Here is a 2,371-nt window from a genome sequence, read left to right on the forward strand (position 1 = left end):
TGCGACCATCGGCCAGAACGACATGTTCGGCATGTCGGCGGATGCGCCGACGATCATGCTGCCCCAGGTCGAGCCCTGGCTGCCGGCCGAGCGGCTGCGGCGGGAATACGACGCCATCGGCTTCTTCCTGTCCGGACATCCGCTCGACGACTACGCGACCGTGCTGAAGCGGCTGCGGGTGCAGAGCTGGGCTGAGTTCTCGCGTGCGGTGAAGACCGGCGCCACCGCGGGCAAGGTCGCTGCCACCGTGGTCTCGCGCATGGAGCGGCGCACCAAGACCGGCAACAAGATGGGCATCATGGGGCTCTCGGATCCCACGGGCCATTTCGAGGCGGTGCTGTTCTCCGAAGGCCTTGCGCAATATCGCGACGTGCTGGAGCCTGGTGCGGCCGTGCTGCTGCAGCTGGGGGCCGAGCTCCAGGGCGAGGACGTCCGCGCCCGCGTGCTCCACGCCGAGCCGCTCGATGACGCCGCGGCCAAGACGCAGAAGGGCCTGCGCATCTTCCTGCGCGACACCAAGCCGCTGGAGTCCATCGCCAAGCGTCTCGCAGGACCCGACATGGCGGCGTCCAACGGCGGTGCGCCGAAGGCCGGCAGTCCCGGCATCGCACCGCGCGGAAACGGCGACGGCGAGGTCTCGCTGGTGATGATGATCGACCTCGAGACGGAGGTGGAGATGAAGCTTCCCGGCCGCTTCAAGGTCTCGCCCCAGATCGCCGGCGCGATCAAGGCTGTCGCGGGCGTGGTGGACGTGCAGCAACTCTGACATTGCCTGCATCGCCGCAAACCAAGGCTTAACTATTCGGCTCGCACGTGGTTTCGAACTTGCGCGAGCGCAGCTATCAGTTGCTGCCTCGACGATCTCGTTTGGCGGGAAACCAGGAAGAAAAACAACCATGTGCGACAAATGCTCTGAAAATCTGCATCAAGCTGTTGCTCCCTCCCGGCGCGCGATGATGCTCTCCGCCGGTTCGGCACTTGCAGCGGCGGCGTTTGGCGGGTCCGCGCTGGCGAAGGAGGCGAAGGCGCCGCCGAAGCCGCAGAACGTGTTGTCGCCCGATGCGGCGCTGAAGCGGCTGCTGGACGGCAATGCGCGCTATGTGTCGGGCGTGTCGCGCCGCCACGACTTCAAGCACGAGCGCGAGGCGCTGGTCGGCGGTCAGAATCCGTACGCGGCCGTGTTGAGCTGCGCCGATTCCCGCATCGCGCCCGAATATGCCTTCGACAGCGGACGCGGCGACCTGTTCGTGTGCCGCGTCGCCGGAAATTTTGCCGGCGACGAGACGGTTGCGAGCATGGAGTACACCGTCACGGTGCTCGGGACGCCGGTGATCCTGGTGCTCGGCCACGACAATTGCGGCGCGGTCGACGCGACGATCAAGTCGCTGCAGGACGGCAAGCCGTTGCCGGGGCACATCCCCTCGCTCGTCGCGGCGATCGCGCCGGCTGTGAAGACGGCGGCCCAGCAGAGCGGCAACGCGCTCGACAACGCCATCCGCCAGAACGTCATGGACAACGTCGCCAAGCTGAAATCGGCCGCCCCGATCCTGAACGCCGCGGTCGAGCAGGGCAAGCTCAAGGTGGTCGGTGGGATCTATCGGCTGAGCACCGGGACGGTCGAGTTGCTCGCGCAGGCCTGAGGCTCGCCTGAATCGGAGCTGGGCGACCGGCCTCTTCCAGCACAGGCCGGCCGCCGGATACCCGTTGAACGCAATCGGTGCAATGGTCGTCGATGGTGTTGCAACCTGGCGCTGATTCCAGCTAGCATGCATCCCGGGGAATGGACTGGGGTGTGCGAAATGCTGCGACGAGCCGCGTTGTTGCTGGCCGTTGGCGTGATGCTGGTGGGCTGTGTTACCAATCAGGTCGGGACCGACTTTGCCTCTGTATCAAAGAAGGTCGGGCCTCCGCGCGCCGGGCATTCGCGCATCGTTCTGCTCCAGGACAAGAGGAATGGCCTCAGCATGGCGATCTGCGCCTGCGAGGTGAAGCTCGACGGCGCGCCGCTCGGCAAGGTCGTGGCTGGCAAGTATGTCTATGCCGATCGGCCGGCGGGCCGGCACCAATTGCTGGTGACCGAACTGATGTTTCCGGGCGACACCAAGCGCGAGATCGTGATGGAAGCCGGCCGCACGCACTTCTATCTGATCAAAAGCAGCCCGAGGCACGATGCTACAACCGGCGGCGCGGTTCTCGGCGGGCTGGTCGGACTCGCAGCGGTTTCGATCGCGACCGCTGGTGAGGCCAATCCCGGGCCGGCCGAGCTCGTGCCGCTCGACGAGGCGACCGCGCAAACCAAGCTCGCCGAATTGCAGGCAGTGGAGTGAGGTGTGCCCGACATCCTTGGCTTCGATCGCCGGGGATCAAGCAC

General features: G+C 66.1%; 2 protein-coding genes and 1 pseudogene. All 3 read left to right on the forward strand.

Going from position 1 to position 2,371, the window contains the following annotated elements; translation table 11 throughout:
- Positions 1 to 766: pseudogene (locus JHD07_RS35300) on the forward strand (DNA polymerase III subunit alpha); the annotation flags it as partial.
- A gap of 130 nt (positions 767 to 896) precedes the next feature.
- A complete protein-coding gene (locus JHD07_RS35305) occupies positions 897 to 1,640 on the forward strand; it encodes a carbonic anhydrase (protein ID WP_291630601.1) in 744 nt (247 codons plus the stop codon).
- A 159-nt stretch (positions 1,641 to 1,799) separates the two neighbouring features.
- Entirely contained in the window at positions 1,800 to 2,327 is a 528-nt protein-coding gene (locus JHD07_RS35310; RefSeq protein WP_291630603.1) for a DUF2846 domain-containing protein, read from the forward strand.
- The last annotated feature ends 44 nt before the right edge of the window (positions 2,328 to 2,371 follow it).

Origin of the sequence: Bradyrhizobium sp., assembly GCF_016462955.1 — a bacterium.
Classification (GTDB): Bacteria; Pseudomonadota; Alphaproteobacteria; order Rhizobiales; family Xanthobacteraceae; genus Bradyrhizobium.